Source organism: Streptomyces sp. NPDC004561 (assembly GCF_053602155.1).
This window is the reverse complement of the sequence record NZ_JBSGDB010000693.1, coordinates 1-3,510: the sequence shown is the minus strand read 5'-3', so window position 1 is coordinate 3,510 and position 3,510 is coordinate 1. Positions and strand designations below refer to the sequence as shown.

4 protein-coding genes and 1 pseudogene are annotated in these 3,510 nt (G+C 72.1%); 1 reads left to right on the top strand and 4 read right to left on the bottom strand.

All coding sequences use genetic code 11. The annotated features are described in order from the left end of the window. The 4 genes from ACWEN3_RS43700 to rimP all read right to left on the bottom strand — a co-directional run. Positions 1 to 1,032, bottom strand: a 1,032-nt coding sequence (locus ACWEN3_RS43700; RefSeq protein WP_452983490.1) for a translation initiation factor IF-2 N-terminal domain-containing protein, incomplete at its 3' end; no start/stop codon positions are given. Between the two features lie 145 nt (positions 1,033 to 1,177). After that, positions 1,178 to 1,474 carry a YlxR family protein gene (locus ACWEN3_RS43695; protein WP_452983487.1) on the bottom strand — a complete coding sequence of 99 codons (297 nt, stop codon included), beginning with the start codon at positions 1,472 to 1,474 and terminating at the stop codon, positions 1,178 to 1,180. Between the two features lie 90 nt (positions 1,475 to 1,564). After that, positions 1,565 to 2,551 carry a transcription termination factor NusA gene (nusA, locus tag ACWEN3_RS43690; protein WP_452983484.1) on the bottom strand — a complete coding sequence of 329 codons (987 nt, stop codon included), beginning with the start codon at positions 2,549 to 2,551 and terminating at the stop codon, positions 1,565 to 1,567. Between the two features lie 2 nt (positions 2,552 to 2,553). Further along, a complete protein-coding gene (rimP, locus tag ACWEN3_RS43685) occupies positions 2,554 to 3,063 on the bottom strand; it encodes a ribosome maturation factor RimP (RefSeq protein WP_452983481.1) in 510 nt (169 codons plus the stop codon). Positions 3,064 to 3,298: 235 nt separating this feature from the next. Between rimP and ACWEN3_RS43680 the strand changes: the two are divergent. Beyond that, positions 3,299 to 3,510: pseudogene (locus ACWEN3_RS43680) on the top strand (hypothetical protein); the annotation flags it as partial.

Below are 3,510 nucleotides of genomic sequence, written 5' to 3'. Positions count from 1 at the left end.
CGGTCGCGCAGCCCCAGCTTGGTCAGCACATCCCCCACATGTGTCTTGACGGTGGTCTCGCTGACGAACCGGTCGGCGGCGACGCCCGCCGCCGCCGCCACCGGGACGACCGGCACCGGCCGGGCCGCGACCGCCGCCACCGGGGCCGGGACGCGGGCCGGCAGCGGGACGCTGCGGCATCATGCCGGGGTTCGGGCGCGGACCGGCCGGGCCGGGACGCGGGCCGCCCTGCGGGCGGGGCATGCCGGCCGGGGACGGACGCGAACCGCCCGGAGCCTGCGGACGCGGACCGCCGCCCTGGGCGCCGGGCGCCTGCGGACGGGGACCGGCGCCGGGGGCGCCGCCGGGACGCTGGCCCTGCGGACGGGGCGCCTGCGGGCGCGCCATACCGGTGGAGCCACCGGACGTGAAGGGGTTGTTGCCCGGACGCGGACCGGCCGGACGGGCACCACCGGGACGCGGCGCCTGGCCACCGGGACGCTGGCCGCCCTGCGGACGGGCCTGACCCTGGCCGGGACCGCCCGGACGGGCGCCACCGGGCTTGGGAGCACCGGGACGGCCACCGGGACGCGGGCCCTGCGCGGCCGGAGCCTGCGGGGTCTGCGCGGCCGGAGCCGGCGGAGCGGTGAACTCCGGAGCGGCCGGGGCCGGACGCGGCGCGGGCTTGGGGCCCGGCACCGGACGCGGACCGGGCGCCGGGGTGGACGCCGCGGGTGCCGCCGGGGCGGCGGGCTGCTGGGCGGCCGGCGCCGTCGGAGGCTTGGGGGCCGCCGGCTTCGGGGCAGCCGGACGGGCCGCCTGCGCCGGAGAGGGCGCGGCGGGCCTGGGGGAGGCCTTGCGCGGGGCGGACTTACCGGCGGACTTGCCGTTGCCACCGCCCTGGAAGGCGTCGGTCAGCTTGCGTACAACGGGCGCTTCGATGGTCGAAGACGCCGAACGGACGAATTCACCGAGTTCCTGGAGCTTGGCCATGACGACCTTGCTCTCGACACCGAACTCCTTGGCGAGTTCGTAGACCCGGACCTTAGCCACTTCGCTCCTTTGAGGTCCGGGTTGAAGCCGGACCGTCGCTAGTTCATGGGCGTACTCATCGCGTACTCATCGAGTGCTCATCGCAATCTCGACCTGCTTTCGACTCGCGAGGTACCAGGCCGCACGGGGTTCCGTACGGCACGTCTTACGGTGTTGCCTGCTCGGCAACTGTTGTCTGCTCGACGTATCGGCGCAACGCCTTTGTGTCGAGCGCTCCCGGGACGCGCAGTGCCCGCGGGAACGCCCGGCGGCGTACCGCCTGGTCGAGACAGACCAGGACGGGGTGTACATACGCACCCCGGCCGGGCAGCGTACCGCGAGGATCGGGGACGCACGCGTCCTCGCTCCGCACGATCCGTAGGAGATCGTTCTTGGCCGCCCGCTCCCGACACCCCACACAGGTGCGCTCAGGGCATACTCGGGCGTGCGTCCGGCCAGACACCGTTAAGTCTACCTCCCCGTACCGACCTCACCCCTTCGGGGCAAAGATCGAACGGCTGTTGTCGTAATCCAAGCGGCCCGCGGCCGGGAACTATTCCCCGGTCTGCTCGGTGTCGGGCCGGATGTCGATGCGCCAGCCGGTGAGCCGGGCCGCGAGGCGGGCGTTCTGCCCCTCCTTGCCGATGGCCAGCGACAGCTGGTAGTCCGGCACGGTCACCCGGGCGGAGCGGGAGGCCATGTCGACGACCTCCACCTTGCTCACCCGAGCGGGTGACAGGGCGTTCGCCACCATCTCCGCCGGATCGTCCGACCAGTCGACGATGTCGATCTTCTCGCCGTTCAGCTCGCCCATCACATTGCGCACCCGGCCGCCCATCGGGCCGATGCAGGCGCCCTTGGCGTTCAGGCCCGAACGGGTGGACCGTACGGCGATCTTGGTGCGGTGACCGGCCTCACGGGCGATGGCCGCGATCTCCACCGAGCCGTCGGCGATCTCCGGCACCTCCAGGGCGAAGAGCTTCTTCACCAGATTGGGGTGCGTGCGGGAGAGGGTCACGGAGGGGCCGCGGACGCCCTTGGCCACCCGTACGACGTAACTGCGCAGCCGCATGCCGTGCGGGTAGGTCTCGCCGGGCACCTGCTCCTGCACCGGCAGGATGGCCTCCAGCTTGCCGATGTCGACCAGCACGTTCTTCGGGTCGCGGCCCTGCTGGACCACGCCGGTGACGATGTCGCCCTCGCGGCCGGCGTACTCGCCGAGCGTCGCGTCGTCCTCGGCGTCGCGCAGCCGCTGCAGGATCACCTGCTTGGCGGTGGTGGCGGCGATACGGCCGAAGCCGGACGGGGTGTCGTCGAACTCGCGGGGCTCCTGGCCCTCCTCGAGGTCCTCGGGGTCCTCCTTCGCCCACACGGTCACATGCCCGGTCTCCCGGTCGAGCTCCACGCGCGCGTGTCGGCGGCTTCCCTCGGTGCGGTGGTAGGCGATGAGGAGGGCCGACTCGATCGCCTCGACCAGCAGGTCGAAGGAGATCTCCTTCTCCCGAACCAAGCCCCGCAGGGCGCTCATGTCGATGTCCACGGCTACGCCTCCTCCTCTTCCTTCTTGTCCTTCTTGTCCTTGCGGCTGAACTCGACCTGCACGCGCGCCTTGGCGATCTCCGGGAAGGCGAGTCTGCGGGTGGTGGCCTTGCGGCCCTTGACCCCGGGCACCTCGACGTCGACGCCCGCGTCGTCGACGGTCAGGATCCGCGCGACCAGTTCGCCGTCCTCGGTCAGCTGGAACTTCACGAGCCGGTCGGTGGCCCGCACGAAGTGCCGCTGCTCGGTGAGCAGGCGCTCGGCGCCGGGGGTTCCGACCTCCAGGTCGTACGCGTCCTCGCCCATCGCGTTGGTCTCGTCGAGCTTCGCCGAGAGCGCACGGCTCACATCGGCGATCGAGTCCAGGTCCGCCCCGGCGTCCGAGTCGACGACCACGCGCAGCACCCGCTTGCGTCCGACGGAGTCGACGGCGATCTCCTCGAGATCCAGCCCCTGGGAGGTGACGAGCGGTTCCAGCAGCTCTCGCAGCCTCTCGCTCTGGGTGGTGCTCATCCGGGTGACTCCTCGGCCGCGTGTGCTGTTGTGGGATGGGTCGCGTGTCTGGTCAAAGGGTATCCGGTCGCGGGGAGTGTTGCCGTCCACCTGTGCGCAAGCCACCACGAACGGCGACGATCGGGGCAGGCCGGTGCCGGTGACTGGCGTCGGACGGGTGCGCGGGTACGGTGATCACGGGCGTGCCGCCCGTCGTCGTTCTTCCTTTCGTACGAACTCCCCGAGGACGTCCGCAGTGCCGTACCCGCCACCGCCGCGCAACATGCCCTCGGGGCCGCGCAGAAGATCCCTGATCGCCTCGGCCGCCGGCGCCGCCCTGCTGACGGGCTGCTTCCACACCCAGCGTGCCGAGTACGACACCTACTACCGCTGGCGCCAGGCCGAGAAGGAGCCGTGCGAACACCGCCGCCGGGACGCCGATCCTCTCCAGGACGGAGTTGACCGGGC

What these genes read in the sequence shown, in the direction of transcription:
- rimP (WP_452983481.1), bottom strand. Translation starts at nt 3,063, where the DNA reads ATGAGCACCACCCAGAGCGAGAGGCTGCGAGAGCTGCTGGAACCGCTC.